Genomic DNA, 25,713 nt, shown 5'->3' with positions numbered 1-25,713 from the left:
TGTACACTTTTAAGACGATCTCAGTCATCAGTTTTGGAATTTTTCGAGTTAGAGGCGTTTTTTTCAGATCAAAAACTGATAAAACCAACCTCAAGCACGAGAACTTTTTCGTACCATAGCTTGCAACCGTTTCACAGCCCCCTCAACTTCTCTCCGAGGAGGATACAACAACTGCAAATTCAAAGCATTCCGATAAGCCTCCATAGCTCCCAAAGTATCCTCCAACCTCTCTAACGCTCTCCCCTGCCAGTAATCAGCAGTGGCTGGGTTAAACGTCATCAGTTCTTTAGCTTGCAAACAAGCCTCTTGCCACCACTTCCGACTCGCCGCATGATCTCCCAGTACCTGATAACTCTCTCCTAGCCACACCGCAGCAGGTACAGATTGCAGAAAACCCCCCGCTTTTGGTAATAACTGCCATCCTTGCTGTAGCGCCTCCACAGCTTCATGGTGTTTAAGCGCCAAAGCCAACACCCGCCCATGACAAAACCAAGCATCAGGTAAGTGTGGCTGGAGTTGAGTTCCTTGCACAGAAACACTACACCCCCGCTCAATCTCTTTCAAACTTTCTACCAGCACTCGTCCCGTCGTCGCCCAAACACTCCAGCGTTCTGGAAACCGCTTCAGCATTTCTCCCACTATCAAAGTTAGGTTTACATTACCCCCTTCTTTTCTTACTCCCCTCCCCTGATCAGAGAAGGGTAGGGAGTGAGGTTCAACAGGCAAAATCTTACACAACGCCCGATAAATTTCACAATCGTCGGGATACAAACCATAAGCTTTGAGCATCATCTCAACTGCCGCCTGATTTTCGCCCGTGTGGAACAAGCACTGCCCATAGTAAAACCAACCGCTAGGATGATTGGGGTGTTGCTCTGTAAACTCTGCTAACACCCCTACCCCTTGTGCCCAATCCCCTCGGTAAATGTGATAATACGCCAGTGATTTGTAAGCTTCAGCCGCGTGAGGAGCCTGTCCCAGCACAGAACCAATTAGCTTTTTAGTCTGCTTCCCCTCTTCACCAGATACCAATCCCATTCCGCAACGCTGATCTAACTGTCGTTCGAGTACCCGGAAATCATCAGGAGCTAAAGCGATCGCTTTACTTAACCTCTGTCTAGCTTCCTGAAAGTCTCCCACTACCATCAGCATGTCATAGCTGTGAATTAAGGCCACAATATCATCTGGGTTGAGTGACAAAACCCGTGAAAAGGCTTGTAAAGCCCCAATCGGATTTTCTCTCCCCTTCTGCACCTGTCCCAATGCCAGCCAGTGAACTATTTTGTCAGGTTCTAAATCAGCCGCAGAATCAAAAGCGATGATTGCTTTTTGACTTTCACCTTTACAGACAGCAATTAATCCGTTTATATGGTGCTGAGTCCCTTGATTACAGGATAATGTTAAGGCACTCCCATATAGCTCTATAGCCTCTGCCTCTCGTTTCATCATCTGCAAGATTTTTCCCAGTTGCAGCCGCACATTCATCAATTGAGGCGATCGCTCAATAACTTGGTGATACTCTGCGATCGCCTGCTCCCAGCTTCCCATTCCGTACAGCAAATCAGCCAATTCTAATCGTTTTTTCCATCCTTGAGGATACTTCTGGATGTACTTACTTAATGTTTTTAACTTCTGATCTTGCCTAGTTGGCTTTTCGTCTAAAACCAGATGAACATTCATCTCCACTCCAGAAGGCTGGGGGAACTGTACCAAGTATGTTGCAAGCTTTCCAGACATGTAACGGTTACTTTGTAATTAATTTCTTCGATGCTTGTTGTGATCGGCGCTTTCCAGTCAGATATCACCCTTTGATCAGGTTTAGATTCCACCATCGGAACCACCCATTTGAATCGGGATGGGAGGGAATCTAGGCGAGTGTCATCTTCCCCGGTTAGATATTTGCTTAACTGCTTTTGCAGAATAGTTCGCGCCTGTTGAACCCGTTTGTAAACGTTGTCTTCACAGAGGGCGAGTTGCTTGGCAATGTCTCTGTAAGACTTTTCTTGGCAGTAGCGAAGGATAAAAGGTTCACGCAGTCTCGTGGGTAAGGACTCAATTCTGTAGCGGAGGTATGCCCTCAGTTCATCAACAAACATCTCTGACTCAGGAGATTCAAGTTTGAAAGTAACTACTGCATGATTTCTAAATTGAATGTCCTCAACGTTTTTGATCCTTTGTGCCTCTCGCTTGCGTTCTCGATGCAGATCCATGCAAAGGTTGTGGATGAGTCGGCTCAACCAAGCCCTGGGCTTGGTGATTTTATGGGCATAGTCTGGCCATTGATTCCAGGCTTTGAGCATTGCCAGACTGAACAAGTCTTCGGCATCATGACGATTACCTCCCATCCACTGTAAACAGCGACTGTAAAGATAATCTCGATACTGCTCCCATAACTGCCAAAAGTAAGTATAATCGCTCCCAGACAAACCCTGTAATCGTATTTGCTTTGCCAGTAAGTTCTTAGTTTCCAGACCTGCTAAGGAAATAAAAGCTTTTTGCTCAAAATTCACCTGCATCTGTTACTTCCAGTTGAAAAGCTCAAATTCAGTTATTCACCTTCACCCCGCACTTAAGTAACCGTAAAATCACGGAAATAGGCTGACAACTTAGTTAATTTCCTTTAATCTGTAATCTTTCTTTGATCTTCAGCAAAAAGCGATCGCTCATCCGAAAATTTTTTATTTCCCAGAGCGATCGCATTCACAATTTTATTGATAGCTATAGAGCTAACCTCGACTTTTATCCTCAAAGACTTAGCAAGTATTTTTTCCTTGAATATGGGTCGCCCGGGATTCGAACCCGGAACTAATCGGTTAAAAGCCGAGTACTCTACCGTTGAGTTAGCGACCCGTTAATTTGTTTTTCGCAACTTTGCCATCATAGCATAGAAATTTATAGATTTGTAAAGGACTTTAGAAAAAATTCGCCGTTAACCGCACAGATGCTGTGTAGCTGCTTCCTGGCTCTAACACAGTCAGATATTCACCAGTGTTCAAGGAGTTACGGGGAGCGCTCCACGGTTCTAAACAGTAGAAATCTTTGCCTTTGAGCGTCCAAAACACCAAAATTGGATATTCATTGCCATAATTCAAAGTCAGTTTTAACTTGCGGCTGTTGTCTGTCACAGCAGCGGATTGACTAGTTAGCTGCTTAAAGGCAACGTCAATTTCATCGCAGCTAAAATCAAAATTACCATTGAAGGGGTGAATTTCTTTGGTTATCTGGTCTTGATACTTTTGGGAAGGAATTTCAAACTCTAACCCAGTTTTATCAACCGTTAGAAAATAAGGATGGAAACCTGTAGAAAAAGGCAGTGATGTGGATGAAAGATTTTTATACTGCTGGCGAATTTCTAAAGTATTGCCTTGGAGTTCGTAAGTGAATACCACTTGAAAGTCAAAAGGATAAACAGCCCGTGTTTGCTCATTACTATTAAGGACAAGGGTGAGGCCAGCTTTATCTTGAGTTACTTGGTCAGTTACTTCCCACGGTAGCTCACGGGCAAAGCCGTGTTGTTTTAGAGTATATTGCTGCCCATTGTGGCTATAAGTATTATCCGGTATATTGCCGCAGATGGGAAACAAAATAGGATTCCCACCTCTGACGCTCAAATCAGGATTAGCAAAGCGTTCAGTATCTAAGTAGAAAATTTCTTGCCCCTGTATACGCCAACGAGTGATGATCCCACCACGTTCTGGCACAACTTCTAGTTGAGAACCAGCGGTTTGATCTGAAAGGATGTAAGTTTTGTATTGTTGCTGTTGAACTGCAATGGTAAACACAAATTTAGTCCTAAGTTTAGGGATAGTTAGCAGTTAGGAGTTGTGAGTTAGGAGTTAAAAATTCATAACTCCTAACTCCTACTCTGTTACTCGTCTTCTGCAAAAACGAAACGATATAACTCGCTGGGGTCTGGTTCAGGGCTGCTTTCGGCGAATTTAACTGCCTCGTCGATTACATCCTGAATTTTACGGTCAATGGCTTTGATTTCTTCCTCATCCGCCAGGTTTTGCTCCAGCAAATAAGCTGCCAACTTCTTAATTGGATCACGGGCGAACCAAAATTCTTTCTCCGCTTTGCTTCGCATTTCATCAGGATCTGCCAAGGAGTGACCCCGGAAGCGGTAGGTAAGTGCCTCAATTAATGTTGGGCCTTCACCTGCACGGGCACGGGCTACAGCTTCTTGGGCCACGGCTCGGACTGCTAGTACATCCATGCCATCTACTTCCACGCCCACCATGTTAAATACACTGGCTTTTTTATAAATCTCTGGCTGGGAAGTGGCTCGCTCGTGAGACATCCCAATGGCCCACTTATTATTTTCGACTACAAAAAGAATTGGCAGTTTCCATAGGGCTGCCATATTTAGCGTCTCGAAAAACTGACCGTTGTTAGCTGCACCGTCGCCAAAAAAGCAAGCTGTCACTTGGTCAGCATTTTGATCCCCCAGCACTTCGCGGCGGTATTTGCTTTGAAAAGCCGCTCCAGCTGCCACAGGAATTCCCTCAGCCACAAAAGCATAGCCACCCAGCAAGCGATGTTCAGCAGAAAACATGTGCATGGAACCACCGCGCCCTTTGCTGCAACCTGTGGCTTTACCAAATAATTCTGCCATTACCTCTTTTGCTGGTACTCCCGCACTCAGAGCATGAACGTGGTCGCGGTAGGTACTACAAACGAAATCTTCACCCGGTCGCATTGACTGCACAACACCACTGCAAACGGCTTCTTGACCGTTGTACAAATGGACAAAACCAAACATTTTGCCCCTGTAGTACATTTCAGCGCACTTGTCTTCAAACAAGCGCCCTAATACCATGTCCTCATACAACCGTAGCCCTTCTTCCTTAGTAATGTGCGTAGTAGCAGGATTAAATGTGGGTAAAGTACGCTCTTGAACCATTATTTTTGAGTATCCCTGTTGTACAACTTAAAGTTACGGTCTTAAATAAGTTGGTCTGATAACACCTCAGCTTTTAACAGGCTAGCGTTTACAAGACTCAACAATCAAACTTTATTTATGCACCAAAAAAGCGTCTTAGGGAATAGCTGAATTTTTAATTTTGCGGAAAGTATGAGCTAAGGCTTGCTTAGATCAGACGCTACTTGCTTTCAGCCAACAGACCCGTCCAACACAGTGGCTCAACTTTCCAAGACAGATTTATTAACTTTTCAGCCCATGCCCCGTGAGGATTTGACTCTAACGACAATATCTGCCGTTTTGGGTTTTTTCTCTCTCACTATTCCCCTTCATAGACTAGCAATCAAGATAGACTGCTTTCTGCTTATCTATTAACAATTTAAAAAAAAGCAGGCAAAAGTCTCTATACCCAAATAGGTAATTGTAATTAAAGGTTAATTATGATATGATTTTTTCTCCTGTTATCAGGGTCAACTCCCAATAGTGGTATTTTTGTTACCGCCTACTGGGAAGTCCCAAAAAAATCAATCATCAATAGATTCTTGCAACCACAACATTTATGCCGTAATTAAAAACGGTAGTTGTGGTTTGTGGTATCGAAGGCTGATAATAGTCGTGTTAAACAAAAATACTAAGAATTAAGACAAACAATTGAGGCTTTCTAGGCGAAAGCAAAAAATTAGTACTAGAATGTGACTCAAAATTTCGGGAAGGTACAAAACAAGTTGTTGCAATATACACTTGTAGAGTAAATTCTACATGGCATTTTTATGGCACGGTTTTACAGGCCTGGAACGCTCTAGGTGAATTATATTGATCACGGTGCAGGGGAAGTAGGCTGTGCGAATTCCGCTAGATTACTACCGAATTTTAGGACTACCGTTGGCGGCAAGTGATGAACAATTGCGGCAGGCATACAGCGATCGCATTGTACAATTGCCACGACGTGAGTATTCTCAGGCAGCAATTTCTTCTCGTAAACAACTCATAGAAGAAGCTTACGTGGTTTTATCAGATCCAAAAGAACGCAGTACCTACGATCAGCTTTATCTTGCCCACGCCTATGACCCTGATAACCTTGCTGCTGCCGCAGTAGCACTGGAAAATCGCACAGAAAGTACCAAAAGGGGTAGTGACACCCAAAGTCTGGGCATCGAAATTACCCAAGATGAATTAGTTGGCGCTTTATTAATTTTGCAAGAGTTGGGGGAATACGAACTTGTACTGAAACTAGGTCGTCCGTACTTGGTAAATAAAAATGGTGTTACAAGTGCAAGAAAAGGCAATAATTTAGCAGACGAAGAAATACACGAAAGTGCTGAACATCCAGATGTTGTTCTCACTGTTGCCCTTGCCTGTCTAGAATTAGGTCGCGAACAGTGGCAGCAAGGTCACTATGAAAATGCTGCCATATCCCTAGAAACTGGTCAAGAACTGCTTGCACGCGAAGGGTTGTTCTCCAGTGTACAAGCGGAAATGCAAGCGGATCTTTACAAATTGCGACCATATCGAATTTTGGAGTTGCTAGCACTACCTCAAGAAAAGACTGCCGAACGACGCCAAGGCTTGGAATTATTGCAAAATCTCTTAGAAGATCGTGGTGGTATTGATGGCACGAGCAATGATGAATCTGGTTTAAATATAGATGACTTTCTGCGATTTATCCAGCAGTTACGCAACCACTTAACAGTCGCAGAGCAGCACAAGTTATTTGAAGCCCAAAGCAAACGTCCTTCTGCTGTTGCCACTTACTTAGCTGTTTATGCCTTGATAGCACGGGGATTTGCTCAACGTCAACCTGCTTTAATTCGTCAAGCAAGGCAAATGCTTATGCGCCTGGGCAAACGCCAAGATGTACATTTAGAACAGTCGCTATGTGCATTACTTTTGGGACAAACCCAAGAAGCAACTCGTGTTTTAGAACTTAGTCAGGAGTACGAAGCTTTAGCTTTTATTCGGGAAAAATCTCAAGACTCTCCAGATTTATTACCGGGGCTGTGTCTATATGCAGAACAGTGGTTGCAACACGAAGTATTTCCCCATTTTCGAGATTTAGCAAACCAGCAAGCTTTCTTAAAAGATTACTTTGCTAACCAACAGGTGCAAGCTTATTTAGAAGCACTACCAACGGATGCAGAAACAACTAATGAATGGGCTGTAATTAACCCCCAGTATTTTCCCCAGCCCCAGACAAATAATCCCCCTTTTCCCAACAATTCAACTAGGACTTCAAGGCAATTTAATCACAGTAGAACACCTGACCTAGATTTGCCAGAAACACCAACAAAAGAAACACCCGAATATTCAAACTTCTCACCACCCATGTGGAATTCATCTGGAAGTGTAAAATCAGAGGTTCCTGCTGCTGAACGGATGAGCAGAAACACTAATCAGCATTTAAACAGTTCAGCTAAGACTGCTGCACCCGGTCAGAACCAAAAGCGTCGGCGGAGAAAACCTACTCCATCTGCTAGCCGAGAGCGTTTACCAGATAATCGTCCTCATTCTCGTCGTCCCCGGCGGCGGCGAACTTTTGCTAACACCATAGAAGGGAAAACACGGCTCGTGTGGAGGGTGTTTATTTCTTTGGTGAGTATATTAGTTTTCTGGGTGTTAGTCACAACGACTTTTGCATGGTTAAAAAATCTGTTTTTTCCTACACCATCTGGGCGTGGTTCACAGTTATTTATACAAATAAATCAACCACCAATATCTATTCCTGATCCAAACAGTAAACTACAATCACTAGAAGGCCCTTTAACAGATGCAACGGCAGAGGAAGTCATTCGGACTTGGCTATCTACCAAAGCTGAAGCTTTAGGGCCGAATCATGAGATTAATAATTTAGAGCAGATTTTAACTGGTTCAGCTTTGTCTCAATGGCGGCTGATTGCTCAACAGGATAGGTCAGACAACCGCTACCGCAAGTACGACCATAGTCTGAAGGTGGAATCTGTAGAGAAAATTGATTTATTTGCAGATCGTGCCGCAGTGAAAGCTACGGTTAAGGAAGTGACGCAGTTATATGAAAATGGTCAGTTTCAAAACTCTTCTAACGAGAATTTGCGAGTTCGGTATGATTTGATTCGAGAACGAGGTAAATGGCGCATCCAGAGTACATCTGTTGTCAATTAGATAAGTTGGAATTTTTAGGCGATATTGACGATAAGCTCGCCTAGTACGAAGTGGGTGGTTCCAATCTTCTAAAAAGAGTGATTTTCATTCCAGAATTCTTTTTCAATCGCTCTGACTTTGAAACTGATACCCACCCACCTCAATTCTCAGCTTAGGAATAAGAATTAAATAACATACAATTTATGTCCCTGGCTTACCTCATCCTCAATCCCTCTCCTTATAAAGCAGAGGGAAGCTAGAGACAGGATGAAATTTTGCATTTTAGTTAATCCACGTTCCTTACCTGACTTCCATCCTGAATAAATCGGGGTTTTATGACCATCAGCACTTTGGTAAACAGCAAAATGATTCTGCCAGTTATAGTAGTGTCCATTCCGCCAAACTTTTGGTAAATCATTACCCTGATATTGCAGTTTTAGTTGAGTGAAAACCCCTGATCAAGCTAAAGTCAATAGATGGCGTAAGTACTATACCTGTCCAAAGATTTTCTACCACGACCTTATGGAACAATCTAGCTAATGTAGATGGGGTTACACCTCGATAGGTAAAACGAACTCGGTAGCTTTCTGGTTTGAGATTTTGATAAAACCAAACACCTCCAATATTGTCAAATCCTCTCATTACAAGCTTGTCGCGATTCTAATAGATTTCTCCATCAACAAAGTATGTCAAATCCTCTCCTTGCATAGCCAATAGGAAATGAGATTCTTCAGTTCTTCTTGTTGCGTTTCTGTTATACATTGGACTGAACAATTGCCCATTAATGCTTTGCACTTCTGGTATTAAGCCATAAAATTTAAAGCGATAGGGGGTTGATGACAAGTTAGTAACTTGTAACCCAAACCTTACAAATGTTCTGGCATCGGGTTGTTTTTTGGGAATAGTAAATACCTGTTTCGGTACTAGGGTTTCAAAACGGATACTATCAACTTCAACTGAATTATTAGTTGCGACAGGTTCAATTAAACGCAAAGTTATGTATTAAGTATTTAATCGAACTGTCTCTATCCCTATTGCTGACTTTATATTGGTGCGATATATGAACCGTAGTTGATAAGTTCCTAATTGGATATCATTTACAGTCCAATAATTACCAGTTTCAGTAGGTAAATCAGGAAGTTGAAATTGTAACTTTTTATTTTTCCAAGATAGTTTTGCATATAATAATGTAAAAATATACTCTCCTGGCTGAACTAAATAATCATTATATTTATTAATTTGTCTCCTATTTTTCTGTTCTTGCATTTGTAAAATTTGACCATTTGACCCGATAATCTGGGGAATTAAAGTACCAGAGCGGTTAAAGCAAAAGTGAGTTAGCATTTTGTTGCTAATATTAATATGAAGCTCTACAGGAGTATTGGCATTAGACTCTCTTTTTGGAATGGGTAATACTAAAAATTCTGTACGCCAGATTTGTAGACTTATACCCTGAACTTCAATGCCGTTACTATCATTTGATTCAAAAGATGTCATGTGAAATACCCTCTCTATTTCCAGGTTTTCATACACTATCAAATTTATTGACGCATGGCTTAATGCCATTGTCCTGAAAAAGAATGATGATTTGTTATCAAATACAGATTTTTCAGAAATATTTTTGTCCTTTGCTTCATCTCACCAAGGTAGCAACATTAATATTATCTTATCCCTCTTCTGTCACTTTCCGGGTATTCTGAATAAAAGAATGAACAGAAAAAACCCTGAAAGGTAAGTAGGGCAATCACTTTCTCTAAAAGCTTTATATAAATCTTCTTTGTTTGAGGATTCACAAATAGATAGTAGATGCATAAATTAAATTTTTCAAGGAGGCAAAACTATTCAGTGCTGTGTTAGGCGCTACAGCTAATCAGAAAGCATTAAGATAAATGTATGATCCTTTTGAGGATGTGATAACCTAATATTTACTAAACTATTAAAATAGCATCTACTGAATTACTAAAGCAAACTTTATGAAGTTCATCTAAAGTAAATGGTAACGAAAGAGTTTAATTTAAAGATTAAGCCGAGCATTAACGATACATTTAGTTTGTTGGTCTTGTTGAAATGTATAACATCGTCTGGTTATCTTAGAGAGTCTTCATAAAGATAGCCGCGATCGCCTAAAATAAATACTCAGACTAGCTTGTGGAAACGTTTGTAGTAAGCCATTTATCCCTTTGATACAGCCAGCGTTATTCCCCAGAACTTTCTAACACCGCTAACAAACTCTTCAACATCAAATAAGCAGAAGTCCCTCCTGGATCTGGATGTCCAATACTCCGTTCTCCCAGGTAGCTAGCCCGTCCCTTTCTCGCCTGCATCGGTATAGTTTCTTGCAACCCTCTTTGGGCTGCTGCTACAGCCTGTTGCAAAGCTTCTAGCGTTCCTTTACTTTCTCCTACAGCTTGTCTAAAAGCGTCTACAGCCGGAGATAGCACATCCACCATCGTTTTGTCTCCTAGCTGCGCTTTGCCACGTTGCAGCACGCCGTCTAAACCTGCTTGGAGTAGCTCTAACACATCTTGTGCTGTTAATTCTTGCTTATCTACTATTGCTGTACTGGCTCGTAAAAACCAAGTGCCATAAAGAGGGCCACTTGCACCGCCAATAGAAGAAATCAACGTCATACTCACAGTTTTGAGAATGTTGCTGATGTCCTTATCTGCAAAAGTTGGTAACTGAACGCTTACCTTTTTGAAGCCCCGATCCATATTGATCCCGTGGTCTGCATCTCCGATCGCAGCATCTAATTCTGTTAAATATGCTTTATTCTGCTCTATCTTGATTGCATAAGCCTGCAACCATTGTAATATCTGGGACTGACTTACCATAATAACTCGTAATTAGTTAAATTCCCCAGCGCCAACTTGGTGTTTTTACTGGTGCATCCCATAACCGGATCATCTCATCATCTAATTTCAGCAGGGTAATGGAGCAACCTTGCATTTCTAAAGATGTAATATAAGGCCCAATCAAGTTTCGCACAATTTGCAATCCTTGCTGTTCGCAGATTTGGGCGAGTTTGCGGTAAACAATATACAGTTCAGAAATTGGGGTTCCACCCATACTATTGACAAAAGCTAACAGGCGATCACCTTTTGCAAATGGGAGATTTATTAGTTCTACATCTACCCATTCTCCTTTATCTTCATCCCACTCACGCAGTGTGCGGCTGTATGCTGCATCTTCAAGGAGCGATCGCGTTAAAATTTCGGTAATTTCATCTACTGATTTGATAGCTGTGCGTTCTATTCCTGGCTCACCGTGGATACCGATGCCTAATTCAATTTCGCGATCGCCTAATTCAAATGTCGGTGTTCCATTAGCGGGGACTGTACAAGATGTTAGAGCAATTCCCATACTCCGCCCATTCAGATTTACTTGGCGACATAAATTTGCTATTTGTGGCAAATCATACCCTACCTCAGCCGCTGCACCACAAATTTTTTCCGCCAGTATTGTTGTTCCCACACCCCGGCGTCCTTGGGTATAGAGGCTATCCTTCACTGCTACATCGTCATCAATCAAAATATTTAAGACTCGAATGCCCTCACCACGGGCTAACTCCGTTGCCATCTCAAAGTTCATCACATCGCCGCTGTAATTCTTGACGATATAAAGGATACCAGAGCCTGCATCTACCCGTTTGGCTGCTTCTAGCATTTGGTCAGGAGTAGGTGAAGTAAAAACCTCACCAGGACAAGCTGCATCAAGCATTCCTTTGCCCACGAAGCCAGCGTGCATTGGTTCATGTCCACTGCCGCCACCAGAAATAATTGCTACTTTACCCTGTATAGGTGCATTGGCTCGATAGACAAAAACGGGATCATAGTTCAATTTAATTAAATCGGAATGAGCCGCCGCCATACCTTCTAGACTTTCCCGCACAAAGTCTTCCGGCTTGTTGATCAGCTTTTTCATAATCCGTGTTTGCTTAAAAGGGTGCTAAAACTCAGGTTATAGTGCTTCTCGTTTCTATGCAATACAGTTTGACCTCTGTTTAAAATCTCTCCTAAAAGGAGAGAGACTTTGAATTTTCCCCCTTCCCGCATCGGGAAGGGGGTTAGGGGATTAGATTTTTCGTGGGTTTTTCTACATGACGTAAATTGTCAGTTATTTAATGTCAATTTAAAGATTCCATCAACTCAATACACTTGTGCATCTGCTGGTGCATGGTTTCCCTATCAGCATGAAACCTTCGCCCATGACCTGGTAGCACCCACTCAAAAGAGTAATTAGCCAAGTTACGCATTGATTTAGTCTGTTCTGACCAAGAATACCAGCAGGCACCGTGGAATGCAGCCAGTTGGTGCAAGCTTTCTGACCAAGCGAGATGATCGCCGGTGAACAGAAACTTATTTTTGTAGAGTAGAACAGTTTGTCCTTTGGTATGACCGGGAACTGGAATAATTAATAAATCTGGAGTCAAAGTAAATGGTTCAAAACCACTTAGCTGTATTTCCACATTGCGAGTACCCGCAGTAATATCATCAGTATGAAGGATGCGATCGCACTGGAAATGCTCGGCAAACTTTTGATGATCTGCCACATCATCCTTATGAGTTAGGTACATATAACGAATTCCACCCATCTCTTCTAAACGCTTAACTAAAGGCGGCGTAAAGCGTGGAGAATCCACCAAAATGTTACCTTCTGCAAGTTGAATTAAATAGCTAGCAGCACCGTAAGATTTTTCAGAATGATAGCCGCAGTGGTAAACATTTTCCGCTACTAATATTGGAAACTGTTGTTGAGCAACTTTGATATCTTTTGGTTTTTCAAGTGTGGCAATAGAACTAGTAGGACATGCCAAAAGTGCTTCAAGTGCTGCTAATCTTTCTGCATCATTCATTGGTTGATGATAAACCGCCGACTGTTCATCAACACGAGAAAACACTTCAGGAGTCATCCAGCGACAGGTATCACAATCAATACAGGTAGTATCTACATAAAAATCGCCGTTGACATTTTGGGAGCGACGTTGATTTAAATGAGCCATATTAATCCTTTTGCTTCCAGCCGCTTACCGGGGAGCGATAAACTCTATATTACTACGCTAGCAGAAGCGGACTAAGACTGGAGACGCTACTAGAAGTCTGTTGGCAGCATTTAATTGACTTCATACTTAAGGACTCAGTACTCTCTCTAGCGACTGACTCCTCCTAAACTTTTGAATTTGGAATTGCTATATTATACAAGAAACAAAAATTAGCCTAAATCCCGAAAGCTATACTTTGTCGACTCTGCCGTTATTATCACATTCTCAGAACTTACGTACTCAGATCCTCCAACCCCCTTAAAAAGGGGGCTTTAGAAGTTCCCCCCTTAAAAAGGGGGGCTAGGGGGGATCTAGGTTTTGAGCTTCAGTGCGTAAGTCCTAATTTTGTCTCTCATTAAGATGCGTTTACCCTACCTTTCGTTGTGCTTACTGGGTGCAGGACTTCTGAGCATTCCCAATTCCCAAATAAGCGCTCAGAACCAGATCGCTGTGCCGGCTTTCGACTTCCAAGGTCGATACCTCGTTGTGGCTTCGGACACGGACATGCTCCCTTCCGCGTATATCGACGGGAAACTCGGTTCCATGTCCGGTCCCGACAAGCTCTCGGTAATACGGCTTGCTCGGTCCCCTGCTAATATGAAACCCACTACGGTGGAGGTCACAAACTCAGTGATCGGTCCCCCTTCTTCGGTTGCCCTCACACCGGATGGCAGGTACGCCATTGTGATCGAAACGCAAGGCCCACGTCCCAGCAAACTGCCAGATGCCAAGCTGAGTGACCTTCCTCTTGGGCGCACAATCACGGTCGTCGATCTTTCCGACCTGGATCAACCCAAAGTGGTTCAGAAGATTGAGGGGTTCGATAGTCCCCTCTCTGTGTCGGTCAACGCAGACGGCACACTCGTAGCTGTCGTCTTCAAGAAAACGCCTCAGCGGAAGCAGCCACTTCTGGCCATGTATCGTCTTCAACAAGGGAGACTGTCCGAGCCTTTCCTTCCAAGCATTCCTGGTACTGAGACTGGTGATGCCCTTGTGAGTGCGGAGTTCCATCCAAAGAAAAATGTCCTTGGGTTGGTCTACAGCGAGCATCCGAGGCTGTCCTTAGTTCAGGTAGACGCGACTTCAAAGGCTGTAGCGCTCTCAAGCTGGGGCGATCCCGTCAACCTCGACATCGCTCCTTTCCTTGTGCGTTTTACCCCTGATGGTCGGTTTGCCATCGTAAACGCAATGCTGCTCGGTACTGATATTCGTGGAACAGTTTCCAGTATTCGGCTTGAACAAAGCACAGCAGCAGATGGTATCCCGCACCATCTTCTCGTTTCGAGGGCAGACACTGGCGTGATGCCAGAGGGTTTGGCCATAAGCCCCAATCAGCACTGGATCGCTACAACAAATCTGGAACGCAGCGCGCAACCATTGGATGACCCCAAGCAAGGCTTCTTCTCCTCGGTCTCTCTGCTCCGGCTGGACCCGCAGACTGGGAGCATTGATCGCGTGGGAGAGTTTCCCTTCGACGGCATGTTACCTGAGTCCGCTGTCTTTGACAACACGAGTCGCTTTCTGGCCGTGCTGTGTTTTGCACATTTTGACCGCTCAAAGCCGAACGGATCAGTCGATTTCTGGAGACTGACAGGTGATTTCGCTGACCCCAAGCGTACAGAGCTCGTGAAGACTGACTTCTCGATCACGGTTGCACGAGGTCCACAGTCGATGGTGATAGCGCGGTAAGGCACTTCCAAATAATAAAATGCCCAGCCAGCCGGATCAAATATATTTTGACTCAGCCCAAGGATTTAGGCGCTTTCGCCTCAAAAGTTTTGGCTCTTTAATGGTTTGCTTATTTTCCGCCGCCTTGTACTAGAAACAGGCGATTAGGCTGTATGGTGTCCAGAGTTACCCGGCTGTACTTCAGCAGGAGAAAAAGAAGAAGAAGCTTTAGAAAATATTAAAGAAGCAATTCAATTGTATTTACAGCTGGAATCAATTGAGTTAGCCCCTGGTGCGATCGCACGAGAGATTATTGTCTGATGAGCGATCGTAAAATTTAGTAGTTTATGACTAAAACTTTAGTTGCCGCAGCTACGCCCGTCGTAGACATCGCAAATTCGCCAGACTCTAATTATTATGTATATTTTTGAATTTTTTAAAATGCGATCGCACCCTTTTCCCAACGCGATCACTTGACTAGTTAAATTATACTTGACCTTCACCGTTTTTACCGATTTTATCAAGAAACTCAGGGCAATTATCAAAGTCATCCATTGAATTTAGAGGTAGCATTGTTACCCAATTTCCTTTTGTCTTTGACTTATCCATGTAAATAGAAAGCTTCATTATCGTCTTGATGAGCTAGCACATAGACTCGTAATTCTTTGAGGCTCATTTCATTAAAATTTGGTTTCATATTTTAAATATCCATTTCCCATCACGCTGAATTGCTATCTCGGTTTCTTCACCAGCTATGATGACTACTTCACCTGTGCGTTCATCTAAACGTACTAGATAAACAGGTCGATAGATCATAGTTAGTCTTCGGCAAAGAAGAAAGCACTGTAGAGTTTGTTCGGCTGTTGGAATAATTTAGTAGTTCTCAATATGTTGTATCTATCAGTCTAAAACTTTAGAAGTAGCAGAGCAAGAGCGATGCCTAGGTTGGGCTACACCTACGCGCCTTGAAGAAACCGGGTTTTTCTCAAACCCGATTTCTGGAGGCTGAAATCCCCAACTAAGAATTAGCCGATTAATAAATACAGCTGATTGATCCCCGCACTGATTAGATTATGGGTAATCGGCAGGCTATCTACTACCATACCCAGACACAACAGCATCATGTAGGAGATGGAATAGAGAAACAATTCTCTAGCTACAGTGCGATCCTCTGGATTTTGCAACAACCGCCAAGATTTGTAGATAAATAATCCTCCCAGAATTAGGGCGATCACAGCATAAAGAATTCCACTTGCTCCCAAGGGATAAACCAATAACACGGTTGCAACTACGGTAAGCAGGGTATAGTACCAAATCTGCTTCACTGTTGCCGTAGTACCTTCAATCACAGGTAACATTGGTATCCCAACTTTTGCGTAGTCATCTTTAATCATTAGAGCTAACGCCCAAAAATGGGGCGGTGTCCATAAAAAGACGATCGCAAAAATTAGCCATGCTGACCAGCTTAATGTGCCCGTGACAGCAGCCCAACCCACTAACGCCGGAATTGCCCCAGCGGCCCCACCAATGACAATATTCTGGGTGCTGTGGCGTTTCAGCCAGTGGGTATAGACCAAAATATAAAAGACGATGCCAGAGAAGGCTAGCAGGGCGGCTAACAGGTTGGCAAATACTGCCAGGAGTGTAAAGGAAATCGTCGCCAGTGCGATCGCAAAAATTAGAGCATCGCGCGGCTGCACCTTACCCGAAGGCATGGGACGATGGCGCGTCCGCTCCATGTCATAATCAATATCCCGGTCATAGACACAGTTAATTGTCTGGGCGCTTGCAGCCGCCAAGGTGCCGCCAGTGAGAGTTACTAGCAACAGCAATGGATCGACTTCTCCCTTAGCAGCAATCCACATACTCCCAGCCGTGGTAATCAAAAGCAACGGAATAATCCGAGGCTTCGTTAGCTGGTAGTAACTTTGAATTACCTGTAAAAATGTTTCGTGGTGGCGAGAGACATTAGTCTCAATCATTTTGGCTCTGGTTCCTTATTTTTCAACAACTTATATGCAGCCCCCGCTCAAGCTGGCTCTTTCAGGCAAACGAAAACACAGATTTTCTGCACCTGCGTGGGTCGCAATACTCGCCGTTGCGCCTTCCATCAGTGCTGAGTGCTGAGTTAGGAGTAGAGACGCTGATTAATCGCGTCTGTTAGGAGAGACGCGATTAATCGCGTCTATACAAGAGTTAAGAGTTAGGAATTCTTCCCCTGCCTCCCCTGCCTCCCCTGCTCCCTCATCTCCCTCATTCCTTACCCGTGACTCAGCACCCGTGACTCAGCACTCACTGAGTCACGCAGTGCGAGAACTGTGAAAGCCACTAAAGTACCCAGCAAAGCAGCTCCTATAGCTTGGTGAGAGACGGTCAGAGGCTCGACTTGGAGATGTAATTTGAAAGTGGCGAATCCCAACAAGATTTGTAAGCTCAACAACGCACCAGCCATATTTGCCAGTCGCCGTAAGGCTGGATGTAGTGCTGGTGTACGCCAACAGATAAATACCATTGCCAAGGTTGTCACCGTTGGTGGCACCAAACCAGCAATATGGCTGTACATCACGGTACAAAGTTGAGAACCGCCGAGACATTGGTGTAGCGCCCAGCGAGAGCCTACCAAAGCACCTAGCAGACTTTGCAGGTAAACCAGAACAGCGGCAGTTAAACCGACCCAAGGCAACTTACCAACGGTTCTATTCCCCTGATAGGGAGTGAGTGCTGTGCCGATAACCAGGAGGGTGGTAAAAAACAACAGTGCTGTTCCTAAATGAGCGGTGACGATATCAAACCGCAACAGTTCGGTAACGGTAAGTCCCCCCAAGATACCTTGGAAGACGATTAGAAACAGGGCGAATGTGGATGCCCAAGGCAGCCAAGATGGTAAGAAACGACGATGCCACCAGGACAAACCGAAAAGTCCGATCGCGCTTACACCAATTAAAGCTGCATCCAATCTGTGAAACCACTCCAGGAACACCTGGAGATTCATTTGCTTGGCTGGCACGAGTTCGCCATAGCATAAGGGCCAGTCTGGGCAAGCAAGTCCAGCATTCATCACGCGGGTGGCACTGCCTATTGCCATCAAAATTAAGGTGGCTATGCACATTTTCCACACCAAGCGCCGAATCATTTCCTTGGGCTTTTGCTGTTGAAGTGCCGCTTCATTTTGTTGTTGTAGGACAAATTCGCTCATTAACGATACCTTCTGCCCGCTCTTGGTGGATCTCTTAAAATTTTCAATTTTCTTTTAGCGTCCCATCTTCACCCTAGCGTATAGGCTAAAGGTTTATAGATTAGCACTCACTTATACTTTGAATCACTTTAGCGACGTTTTGCCTGAAGCTTTAGGTATTTTTCAAGATGTGAAAAATTGATTAATCACAATTAATTTAAGCATCCTAAATTTTTCCACTGATTTACATCTACTTTTGGCAGTAGTTTGATAGTCACCTTCTACCCAAAATTAGTAAAATAGTCAAAAAAATTAATAAAAATTTCAGACCTTTGGACTCCATGCCTTCTGGCCTAGACTACCTTAGTAAGTGAGTAGCTTTGAAATAACGTAGTAAATTAAATTAAGTAAGCCGTGAAGATTCCAAGTTCAATCTGGACATTACTCATTGGCATCGTGCTAACGCTAGCCAGCCTTTGGTACGGTCAAAATCACGGTCTGTTGCCAACAGCAGCCACGGATGAAGCCGTATTAGTGGATGGTCTGTTCAACGCGATGATGATCATTTCTACAGGTATATTCCTGCTCGTAGAAGGTATTTTAATTTACTCTGCATTCAAATACCGTCGGCGTGCAGGTGATAATGAAGACGGCCCACCAGTTGAGGGCAATGTACCTCTAGAAATTCTCTGGACGGCGATCCCAGCAATTATCGTTCTCGGTATTTCTGTTTACAGTTTTGATGTTTACAACGAAATCGGTGGCTTCGATCCCCATGCTATCCATGAAGCGCCGATGCATCAGGAGTCGATGACAATGCCAGGAAGTGCTATGGCAGCAACTTTAAGCGATACTCCTCCCAGCATCGAACCCAACCTGAATCAAGAAAAATCTGATCAGGCAATGCAAGACCCAGCTACCGCAGAAGTTCGTAATGCTGACCAAATTCCCCAACTGCGGAATGCCCCTGGTGTCGGTATTGTTGCTCCGACAATTGGGGGCAGTCCTGATCAAGCAGGCAAACCACCAGAATTGCGGGTCAACGTCACAGGTCTACAATATGCCTGGATTTTCACCTATCCTGAAACTGGTATAACTACAAGTGAAATGCACGTCCCCATCGGGCGAGAAGTGCAAATCAATATGACAGCCAACGATGTTATTCACGCCTTCTGGGTGCCAGAGTTCCGCCTGAAACAAGATGCGATCCCTGGTAGACAAAGCGAGATTCGCTTCACACCCAAAAAAGCAGGCGATTATACTCTGATTTGTGCTGAACTTTGTGGCCCATATCACGGTGCGATGAGAGCATCAGTAGTCGTTGAAACAGAAGAAGCCTTTGACAAATGGCAGCAAGAGCAGCTAGTTGCCAGCAAGGAAACACTAAATCAAGCCGTTGCTGTTAACCCTGCGAATCTATCCCCAAATGAATTTCTCGCCCCTTACACCAAGGACATGGGAATTCAGCCAGAAGTGTTACATCAAATTCACAAATAGTCAACAGTCCACGTCAAAAGTAATAACTCACAACGGGCTAAACGCCCCACGATCGCTAACAGGACTCAAGACTCAGAACTCTTATGACACAAGCTCAGTTGCAAGAAACTGCCAATATCCCTGCCCTTCTTGAGGAACCAGGGATCAGAAAATGGCAAGACTACTTTGGCTTCAACACCGACCATAAGGTGATTGGGATTCAATACCTAGTCACTACGTTCATTTTCTACTGCATTGGTGGCGTGATGGCTGACTTGGTTCGTACAGAACTGCGAACCCCAGAAGTCGATTTTGTCACCCCTGAAGTCTACAACAGCTTATTTACGCTGCACGCCACGATCATGATTTTCTTGTGGATCGTGCCAGCTGGTGCAGGTTTTGCTAACTTCCTCATCCCCTTGATGATTGGGGCCAAGGATATGGCATTTCCGCGCTTGAATGCTGTTGCCTTTTGGATGATTCCCCCTGCGGGTTTATTGTTGATCACTAGTTTAGTGGTAGGCGATGCACCGGATGCGGGTTGGACTTCCTACCCTCCCCTGAGCTTGGTAACAGGTCAAGTAGGTGAGGGAATTTGGATTATGAGCGTCCTCCTACTAGGTACGTCATCGATTTTGGGGGCAATCAATTTCCTCGTCACATTGCTGAAGATGCGTATCCCTGCTATGGGGGTTCACCAAATGCCCTTGTTCTGCTGGGCGATGTTTGCTACCTCGGCATTGACTTTGGTATCTACGCCAGTGTTAGCAGCAGGTCTAATTCTGCTTTCCTTTGACTTAATTGCCGGGACAACATTTTTTAATCCAACTGGCGGCGGCGACCCAGTTGTGTACCAGCATATGTTCTGGTTTTACTCTCACCCAGCAGTTTACATCATGATTTTGCCCTTTTTTGGGGCAATTTCGGAAATAATCCCCGTGCATTCCCGCAAGCCGATTTTTGGGTATAAAGCGATCGCCTATTCGTCTCTAGCCATTAGCTTTCTGGGGCTAATTGTTTGGGCGCATCACATGTTTACCAGCGGTATCCCCGGTTGGTTACGGATGTTCTTTATGATCACCACCATGATCATTGCCGTACCCACGGGAATTAAAATTTTCAGCTGGTTAGCAACCATGTGGGGTGGAAAAATCCAACTCAATAGTGCCATGCTATTCGCAATGGGCTTTGTTGGCACATTTGTGATTGGTGGTATCAGTGGCGTAATGTTGGCAGCAGTGCCCTTTGACATTCACGTTCATGACACCTATTTTGTGGTGGCACACTTGCATTACGTTCTATTTGGTGGTAGTGTTCTCGGCATTTATGCGGCGATTTATCACTGGTTCCCGAAAATGACGGGACGGATGCTGAACGAATTTTGGGGTAAGGTTCATTTTGCCTTGACAATTGTTGGTCTAAACATGACCTTCTTACCCATGCACAAGCTGGGATTAATGGGCATGAACCGCCGTATCGCCCAGTATGACCCCAAATTTACCTTTCTCAACGAAATCTGCACTTATGGCGCTTACATACTAGCAGTTTCAACATTTCCCTTCATCTTCAATGCGATTTGGAGTTGGTTGTACGGAGAGAAAGCTGCTAATAATCCCTGGAGGGCACTTACCTTAGAGTGGATGACAACCTCACCGCCAGCGATCGAAAATTTTGATCAAACCCCAGTACTGGCTACCGGCCCCTACGACTACGGTTTGGAAAGGGCTAAAGAAGGTGTACCTTTGTCTGATCCCAATCCAGTCTTATCTGCTGGGCCAAACTCAGTGTTAAGAGCAGAACCCGACCCAGCGGTTGCTGCCAATCCCGAAGACCGCAAATAACAGGGCATTCGGCATTGGTCAATAATCAATAGTTCTTCTCCCCCTACCTCCTGCCCCCTGCCCCCTTCTCCTCTAGGCATTAAAAATTCATGCAAAGTCAAACTATTGACCCAGCTAAAACCGAACTAAATCATCACCACGCGGCGGAAGCGTCCGTCGGTCATCACGAAGAACATCCAGACCATCGCTTGTTTGGGCTAATTGTCTTCCTGATTGCTGAAGGGATGATTTTTATGGGGTTGTTCGGAGCTTACTTGGCTTTCCGTGCTACCTTACCTACATGGCCGCCAGCTGGTACCCCAGAGTTAGAGCTATTGTTACCCGGAGTGAACACCATCAATCTGATTTCTAGTAGTTTTGTCATGCACAATGCTGATACTGCTATCAAAAAGAACGATGCGCGGGGTGCGCAAATCTGGTTAGCAATTACTGCTGCGATGGGTGCGATCTTCTTGGTGGGTCAAGTATATGAATATACCCATTTAGAATTTGGTTTAACTACCAATTTATTTGCTAGTGCATTTTACGTTTTGACTGGTTTCCACGGATTGCACGTTACCATCGGCGTTTTGGCGATTGTTGCTGTGTTATGGCGATCACGCATTCCGGGTCACTACAGTAACGAAAAGCACTTCGGCATTGAAGCAGCCGAAATCTACTGGCACTTCGTTGACGTGATCTGGATTATTTTGTTCGGATTACTTTATCTACTGTGAGTATTAATTATTAGTTGTTCACTCCACGCGAACAACTTAATATGCCCCCAATAGGGGGCTTTTTTTATACAATGCTGCCGTTGCATCTGTCTTAATGTCAGATTATTTTATCTATCAGCTGGGAGGAAAACTTAAATGAGGACAGTTTTTAGAAGATAAAATATCTGGGAAATTATCTAAACAGTTTCATTCTTTACCTAGCAAGAGTTACAGAAAATATATTAAAACCAACGTAGATTTTTAGCACTATGAGTTTTGCTAAGTCCAACTGAGTTATTGCAAGTGATATAGGCGCGAGTAAAAGGTGGGAAAGGTCGGAAAAGTTGGATGTTTTGTAGAAACTATTGAATAACTAGTTAATATGCTGTAACTTGATATGTCAGTGATTGACAATTAATACTTATTTACTTCAAAAACCATTACTCGATATTTACCTTAAGAACTTACCTGCTCTTTTTTAGTTTTGTCGAAATCAGGTTGATATGATGACGCGATCGCAGTTAGTAATCACTAAAATCTGGTAATAAAGTTTTGGTGAACACTGTGAGGATATTTGTGCCTTTAAATTCCACTGGTCAAGGTTTTGTCAGTAATCAGACCCAACAGTTAAAATAAAAAATTTCCTGACTCCTAAATGTTGTCTCTTGTCCACAGTTATAAATCCTATGGACTAGTGTTAAATTTACTTACGTGATATTATTGAACCATTAAAGAAATAAATTTTAGATTAAGATACCTAATAAAGGTATTAAATGAACCAATCAACCCTCTAACCATAAAACTGCTCCAAAGCATAGGTCGCCTGAGAAGCTGACTTCCTTAAATACCAACAAATCTAGCGGCAGGTATTCATAACCTCACCCAAGCTCTGAATGGTCAGGAAATTAAGAAGTAGTATATGCTATATGAGCCAGAACCCTCTAGTTAGAAAAACACTCCGAAGTCGCTATGAGACTGTCAAACTGTTGCGAAGCAGAGGCTATGGTAATACTTACTTGTTAGCAAGTGTTAGACGTAACAGACATGAATCCTCTCTCGCCAGAAAAATACTTCGGAATCGCTTCGAGATTGTCAAACACTTAGGAAGTGGAGGATCTGGTGATACCTACTTAGCTGTAGACCGGGATTTACCAGGACAACCCCATTGTGTCGTCAAACATTTCCACCCAAAAGATTCTAATCCTGCTGTTTTACCCATCGCTAAAAAGCTATTTGAGCGGGAAGCGGAAGTTTTATACCAGCTAGGCAATGATCACAATCAAATTCCGAGACTGTTTGCCCATTTTAATGAAGATGGGGATTTCTATTTAGTCCAGGAATTTATTGACGGTTATGCCTTAACTCAAGAAATTGTACTAGGTCAACGTCTTAGCGAGAATGCAGTCTTAAATTTGTTAAAAGACATTCTGGAAGTGCTAGCCTTCGTCCACCAACACAATATTATTCACCGGGATATTAAGCCCCAAAATTTAATGCGGCGGCACTCCGATCAGAAGATTGTGCTAATTGATTTTGGGAGTATTAAGAAAATTGGTGCTTTGGGAGGAGGTTTAACAATTGCTGTTGGGACTCCTGGCTATATGCCAAGTGAACAGGCTAAGGGAAAGCCAAAACTTTGCAGCGATATCTATGCAGTAGGAATGATTGGCATTCAAGCTTTGACAGGTTTAATACCCGAGCAATTACAGGAAGATCCCAACACTGGAGAAGTTATCTGGCGTGATCAGGCACGGGTAAGTGATGCTCTTGCAAATGTTTTAGATACAATGGTTCGCGATCGTTTTAGCCAGCGTTACCAATCTGCCACAGAAGCTTTGCAAGCGCTTAATTCTATTCTGATGTTGTCACAGTCCTCACAATCTGCTGCCATAAACCAAAACACTGATGATAGCTATTTGCTAACTTATAAAAATTTTATTTTGCTGCTGGGAATAGGGCTTGGTACTATTACTAGTTTTATAGTAATAGTTTTAATCTTTACATTTATTAATACAGGGCGATCGCCTTTAAACCAACCGACTCAATTAAATAATTCTACAGAAAAATTAATTGAGCCAAGGTTTACTAATGTTAATGTGAATAGCCTAGTAGCAAAATCAGTAACTAACAGAGGAGTATATAAAAGTAATTTCACCATTACAAAGACTACCAAAGAGTAAATTGAATCTCACTAGATTAAAAAGAATTAATCATGTATTAGCAATCATAAAACTGTCTATTAACTGGTTTATTAAAGATTTACTTATAACTTAAATTTCTAGACATTATTAGAGAATAAATACTTAGAAAATCCTGTAATATAAACATAAGAAACTACATTTAAAGATATGGACAATACAAATCAAAAAAAAGCTTTAATTAATAGTGAAATTGCCCTCTTTCTGAGAGGTTTGATTATTGGTAAAGTGCTGACACTTATAGTTATTGGTGGACTGCTTTGGTGGTTACTCAAGCCGAATTTATTGTCCCGCGATAGCGTTAACTCTTCCTCTAATCAAAGTTCCAACACCCTCCTTAGTACTGCATCAACTTTTCAGACAGTTGCTGATGTCCCCACTGCCTCATTTAACTACGGAGGCAGTACAGCTTGGGCATCTATCCGGCAATTGGTAGATTCTCAGATCCAGAGTGCTCGCCCTGAACTACAATTACGTTACGTAGACCCTGTTAGTGGTAGCCCTGGCTCTAGCTCAGGCATTCGGATGTTGCTTGATGGACAATTGGACTTTGCTCAGTCCTCCCGTCCCCTTACAGATGAAGAACAAGCTATGGCAAAAGAGCGAGGCTTCAGCCTTGAGGAACGTCAGGTGGGTATGGATGGGATAGCAGTGATAGTCAACCCATCACTCAATGTGTCAGGTTTAACTGTAGATCAATTGCAGAAAATTTATTTGGGGCAAATTACTAACTGGAATCAAGTAGGTGGGCCAAACTTACCAATCACACCTTTCTCCCAACAACCAAAGGACGCAGATACAGTAATATTTCCTAGCAACAGCGACTTGAAAAAGCAAGCACTTGGCTCTAATGTGCAGTATGTCTACTCTACTACAGAGGCAGTGCGCCAACTTAGCAAAACCCCTGGTGGTGTATATTACGCTTCTGCCCGTTCAGTAGTACCTCAATGTAGTGTGAAGGCTTTGCGATTAGGTCAGACTTCTGGTCAGCTAATTTCCCCCTATCGCGAACCTATGGTATCGCCTAAGCAATGTCCACGTCAGCGCAACCAGCTAAATATTCAGGCTATCAAAAATCGCAGCTATCCTATTATCGCTAACTTGTCTGTGATTATTAAGCAGAATAAAGGTCGGGAACAGCAGATTGGGGATGCCTATGCCAAACTTTTATTAACTGACCAGGGGCAAAAGGCAATTGAGCAAGCTGGTTTTGTCGGGGTTCGCTAGTATAGCGGGCGCGTAAATCCAGCTACCATCTCAATTAACAAGACTTGGGGCAAAATCCCCTTGTTAACAGTGTACTATAGCTCAAGTTGTTAGTTATTGTTGAGGGCGATTGCGCGATGCAGATAGTAATCTGTCAAGTTTAAATTGATGGGTAAGCAAGTTTGTAGTAAGGACTAAAGTCCTTATTTTCTAAGCACTAAAGTGCTTACTACGAACCCTCAAAACGAGCTTACAAAGTAATAGTTGCGGCAGAATGATTTTTTCCTAAGGCTTTAAAAGTTTGTCACTCCGCAAGGTTTTTGCAATACAGCCGTTTTATTTGGATTGACACCAAATCTATCATAAAAAAGGGGATTG

Annotated in this window: 22 protein-coding genes, 1 tRNA gene and 1 pseudogene; 8 read left to right on the top strand and 16 right to left on the bottom strand. The window is 43.4% G+C overall.

The window, feature by feature from the left end; genetic code table 11:
* Positions 1 to 90: 90 nt before the first annotated feature.
* From V7K48_RS03625 to pdhA, 6 genes are all read right to left on the bottom strand, one after another.
* Entirely contained in the window at positions 91 to 1,737 is a 1,647-nt protein-coding gene (locus V7K48_RS03625; RefSeq protein ID WP_335069685.1) for a tetratricopeptide repeat protein, read from the bottom strand.
* Entirely contained in the window at positions 1,677 to 2,516 is an 840-nt protein-coding gene (locus tag V7K48_RS03620; RefSeq protein WP_335069683.1) for an RNA polymerase sigma factor, read from the bottom strand. Before V7K48_RS03620 ends, V7K48_RS03625 begins: the two co-directional genes overlap by 61 nt.
* 104 nt (positions 2,517 to 2,620) lie before the next feature.
* Positions 2,621 to 2,749, bottom strand: a complete 129-nt coding sequence (locus tag V7K48_RS03615) for a hypothetical protein (RefSeq protein WP_335069681.1) — start codon at positions 2,747 to 2,749, stop codon at positions 2,621 to 2,623.
* Between the two features lie 29 nt (positions 2,750 to 2,778).
* Positions 2,779 to 2,850: transfer RNA gene (locus V7K48_RS03610), tRNA-Lys, on the bottom strand.
* 62 nt (positions 2,851 to 2,912) lie between these two features.
* Positions 2,913 to 3,782, bottom strand: coding sequence for an aldose epimerase family protein (locus V7K48_RS03605; protein WP_335069679.1), 870 nt, complete (start codon positions 3,780 to 3,782; stop codon positions 2,913 to 2,915).
* A gap of 86 nt (positions 3,783 to 3,868) precedes the next feature.
* Positions 3,869 to 4,903: a pyruvate dehydrogenase (acetyl-transferring) E1 component subunit alpha gene (pdhA, locus tag V7K48_RS03600; RefSeq protein WP_334978671.1), complete on the bottom strand. Its 1,035-nt coding sequence runs from the start codon at positions 4,901 to 4,903 to the stop codon at positions 3,869 to 3,871.
* A gap of 858 nt (positions 4,904 to 5,761) precedes the next feature.
* Here pdhA and V7K48_RS03595 point away from each other — a divergent pair.
* Positions 5,762 to 8,056, top strand: a complete 2,295-nt coding sequence (locus tag V7K48_RS03595; protein WP_335069677.1) for an IMS domain-containing protein — start codon at positions 5,762 to 5,764, stop codon at positions 8,054 to 8,056.
* 639 nt (positions 8,057 to 8,695) lie between these two features.
* On the opposite strand, the gene V7K48_RS03590 is transcribed toward V7K48_RS03595, so the two are convergent.
* The 5 genes from V7K48_RS03590 to V7K48_RS03570 all read right to left on the bottom strand — a co-directional run bounded on the left by V7K48_RS03590 (position 8,696) and on the right by V7K48_RS03570 (position 13,037).
* Positions 8,696 to 9,028 carry a hypothetical protein gene (locus V7K48_RS03590; protein ID WP_335069675.1) on the bottom strand — a complete coding sequence of 111 codons (333 nt, stop codon included), beginning with the start codon at positions 9,026 to 9,028 and terminating at the stop codon, positions 8,696 to 8,698.
* A 9-nt stretch (positions 9,029 to 9,037) separates the two neighbouring features.
* On the bottom strand, positions 9,038 to 9,532 hold the full coding sequence (locus V7K48_RS03585; protein WP_335069673.1) for a hypothetical protein: 495 nt from the start codon (positions 9,530 to 9,532) through the stop codon (positions 9,038 to 9,040).
* A 698-nt stretch (positions 9,533 to 10,230) separates the two neighbouring features.
* Positions 10,231 to 10,869, bottom strand: a complete 639-nt coding sequence (gene dhaL / locus V7K48_RS03580; protein ID WP_335069671.1) for a dihydroxyacetone kinase subunit DhaL — start codon at positions 10,867 to 10,869, stop codon at positions 10,231 to 10,233.
* Positions 10,870 to 10,885: 16 nt separating this feature from the next.
* On the bottom strand, positions 10,886 to 11,959 hold the full coding sequence (gene dhaK, locus V7K48_RS03575; RefSeq protein WP_335069669.1) for a dihydroxyacetone kinase subunit DhaK: 1,074 nt from the start codon (positions 11,957 to 11,959) through the stop codon (positions 10,886 to 10,888).
* 202 nt (positions 11,960 to 12,161) lie between these two features.
* Positions 12,162 to 13,037, bottom strand: coding sequence for an MBL fold metallo-hydrolase (locus V7K48_RS03570; RefSeq protein ID WP_335069667.1), 876 nt, complete (start codon positions 13,035 to 13,037; stop codon positions 12,162 to 12,164).
* A 636-nt stretch (positions 13,038 to 13,673) separates the two neighbouring features.
* Here V7K48_RS03570 and V7K48_RS03565 point away from each other — a divergent pair.
* Positions 13,674 to 14,765, top strand: coding sequence for a hypothetical protein (locus V7K48_RS03565; RefSeq protein ID WP_335069665.1), 1,092 nt, complete (start codon positions 13,674 to 13,676; stop codon positions 14,763 to 14,765).
* Between the two features lie 147 nt (positions 14,766 to 14,912).
* Positions 14,913 to 15,065: pseudogene (locus tag V7K48_RS03560) on the top strand (type II toxin-antitoxin system HicB family antitoxin); the annotation flags it as partial.
* 165 nt (positions 15,066 to 15,230) lie between these two features.
* On the opposite strand, the gene V7K48_RS03555 reads toward V7K48_RS03560, so the two are convergent.
* The 5 genes from V7K48_RS03555 to V7K48_RS03540 form a co-directional block, all read right to left on the bottom strand.
* Positions 15,231 to 15,371: a hypothetical protein gene (locus V7K48_RS03555; RefSeq protein WP_335069663.1), complete on the bottom strand. Its 141-nt coding sequence runs from the start codon at positions 15,369 to 15,371 to the stop codon at positions 15,231 to 15,233.
* Positions 15,346 to 15,420: a DUF6887 family protein gene (locus V7K48_RS34850; protein WP_442949403.1), complete on the bottom strand. Its 75-nt coding sequence runs from the start codon at positions 15,418 to 15,420 to the stop codon at positions 15,346 to 15,348. The genes V7K48_RS03555 and V7K48_RS34850 overlap by 26 nt, the downstream gene beginning before the upstream one ends.
* Before the next feature lie 17 nt (positions 15,421 to 15,437).
* Entirely contained in the window at positions 15,438 to 15,614 is a 177-nt protein-coding gene (locus V7K48_RS03550) for a DUF6888 family protein (RefSeq protein WP_442949402.1), read from the bottom strand.
* 155 nt (positions 15,615 to 15,769) lie between these two features.
* Positions 15,770 to 16,726, bottom strand: a complete 957-nt coding sequence (locus tag V7K48_RS03545) for a heme o synthase (protein ID WP_335069659.1) — start codon at positions 16,724 to 16,726, stop codon at positions 15,770 to 15,772.
* 278 nt (positions 16,727 to 17,004) lie between these two features.
* Positions 17,005 to 17,940: a COX15/CtaA family protein gene (locus tag V7K48_RS03540; RefSeq protein ID WP_335069657.1), complete on the bottom strand. Its 936-nt coding sequence runs from the start codon at positions 17,938 to 17,940 to the stop codon at positions 17,005 to 17,007.
* Between the two features lie 393 nt (positions 17,941 to 18,333).
* Between V7K48_RS03540 and V7K48_RS03535 the strand changes: the two genes are divergently transcribed.
* The 5 genes from V7K48_RS03535 to V7K48_RS03515 all read left to right on the top strand — a co-directional run bounded on the left by V7K48_RS03535 (position 18,334) and on the right by V7K48_RS03515 (position 25,356).
* Positions 18,334 to 19,416 carry a cytochrome c oxidase subunit II gene (locus V7K48_RS03535; RefSeq protein WP_335069655.1) on the top strand — a complete coding sequence of 361 codons (1,083 nt, stop codon included), beginning with the start codon at positions 18,334 to 18,336 and terminating at the stop codon, positions 19,414 to 19,416.
* Between the two features lie 83 nt (positions 19,417 to 19,499).
* Positions 19,500 to 21,236 carry a cytochrome c oxidase subunit I gene (gene ctaD, locus V7K48_RS03530; RefSeq protein WP_335069653.1) on the top strand — a complete coding sequence of 579 codons (1,737 nt, stop codon included), beginning with the start codon at positions 19,500 to 19,502 and terminating at the stop codon, positions 21,234 to 21,236.
* Positions 21,237 to 21,325: 89 nt separating this feature from the next.
* Positions 21,326 to 21,952 carry a cytochrome c oxidase subunit 3 gene (locus tag V7K48_RS03525; protein WP_335069651.1) on the top strand — a complete coding sequence of 209 codons (627 nt, stop codon included), beginning with the start codon at positions 21,326 to 21,328 and terminating at the stop codon, positions 21,950 to 21,952.
* 905 nt (positions 21,953 to 22,857) lie between these two features.
* Complete coding sequence (locus V7K48_RS03520; RefSeq protein WP_335069649.1) at positions 22,858 to 24,111, top strand: serine/threonine-protein kinase; 1,254 nt, start codon at positions 22,858 to 22,860, stop codon at positions 24,109 to 24,111.
* A 168-nt stretch (positions 24,112 to 24,279) separates the two neighbouring features.
* Entirely contained in the window at positions 24,280 to 25,356 is a 1,077-nt protein-coding gene (locus V7K48_RS03515) for a PstS family phosphate ABC transporter substrate-binding protein (RefSeq protein WP_335069647.1), read from the top strand.
* Positions 25,357 to 25,713 lie beyond the last annotated feature (357 nt).

The sequence above is a fragment of the Nostoc sp. genome, assembly GCF_036919615.1.
Lineage (GTDB): Bacteria > Cyanobacteriota > Cyanobacteriia > Cyanobacteriales > Nostocaceae > Nostoc.
Note: the sequence above shows the minus strand (reverse complement) of the source record. Positions and strands in the feature narration are given on the sequence as shown.

Excerpts from the sequence above, each read along its gene's own strand:
- V7K48_RS03625 (WP_335069685.1), bottom strand. The coding sequence starts at position 1,737 with ATGTCTGGAAAGCTTGCAACATACTTGGTACAGTTCCCCCAGCCTTCT.
- V7K48_RS03620 (WP_335069683.1), bottom strand. The coding sequence starts at position 2,516 with ATGCAGGTGAATTTTGAGCAAAAAGCTTTTATTTCCTTAGCAGGTCTG.
- pdhA (WP_334978671.1), bottom strand. The coding sequence starts at position 4,903 with ATGGTTCAAGAGCGTACTTTACCCACATTTAATCCTGCTACTACGCAC.
- V7K48_RS03585 (WP_335069673.1), bottom strand. The coding sequence starts at position 9,532 with ATGACATCTTTTGAATCAAATGATAGTAACGGCATTGAAGTTCAGGGT.
- dhaL (WP_335069671.1), bottom strand. The coding sequence starts at position 10,869 with ATGGTAAGTCAGTCCCAGATATTACAATGGTTGCAGGCTTATGCAATC.
- dhaK (WP_335069669.1), bottom strand. The coding sequence starts at position 11,959 with ATGAAAAAGCTGATCAACAAGCCGGAAGACTTTGTGCGGGAAAGTCTA.
- V7K48_RS03570 (WP_335069667.1), bottom strand. The coding sequence starts at position 13,037 with ATGGCTCATTTAAATCAACGTCGCTCCCAAAATGTCAACGGCGATTTT.
- V7K48_RS03565 (WP_335069665.1), top strand. The coding sequence starts at position 13,674 with ATGAAACCCACTACGGTGGAGGTCACAAACTCAGTGATCGGTCCCCCT.
- V7K48_RS03555 (WP_335069663.1), bottom strand. The coding sequence starts at position 15,371 with ATGAAGCTTTCTATTTACATGGATAAGTCAAAGACAAAAGGAAATTGG.
- V7K48_RS03545 (WP_335069659.1), bottom strand. The coding sequence starts at position 16,726 with ATGATTGAGACTAATGTCTCTCGCCACCACGAAACATTTTTACAGGTA.
- V7K48_RS03540 (WP_335069657.1), bottom strand. The coding sequence starts at position 17,940 with ATGAGCGAATTTGTCCTACAACAACAAAATGAAGCGGCACTTCAACAG.
- ctaD (WP_335069653.1), top strand. The coding sequence starts at position 19,500 with ATGACACAAGCTCAGTTGCAAGAAACTGCCAATATCCCTGCCCTTCTT.
- V7K48_RS03525 (WP_335069651.1), top strand. The coding sequence starts at position 21,326 with ATGCAAAGTCAAACTATTGACCCAGCTAAAACCGAACTAAATCATCAC.
- V7K48_RS03520 (WP_335069649.1), top strand. The coding sequence starts at position 22,858 with ATGAGCCAGAACCCTCTAGTTAGAAAAACACTCCGAAGTCGCTATGAG.
- V7K48_RS03515 (WP_335069647.1), top strand. The coding sequence starts at position 24,280 with ATGGACAATACAAATCAAAAAAAAGCTTTAATTAATAGTGAAATTGCC.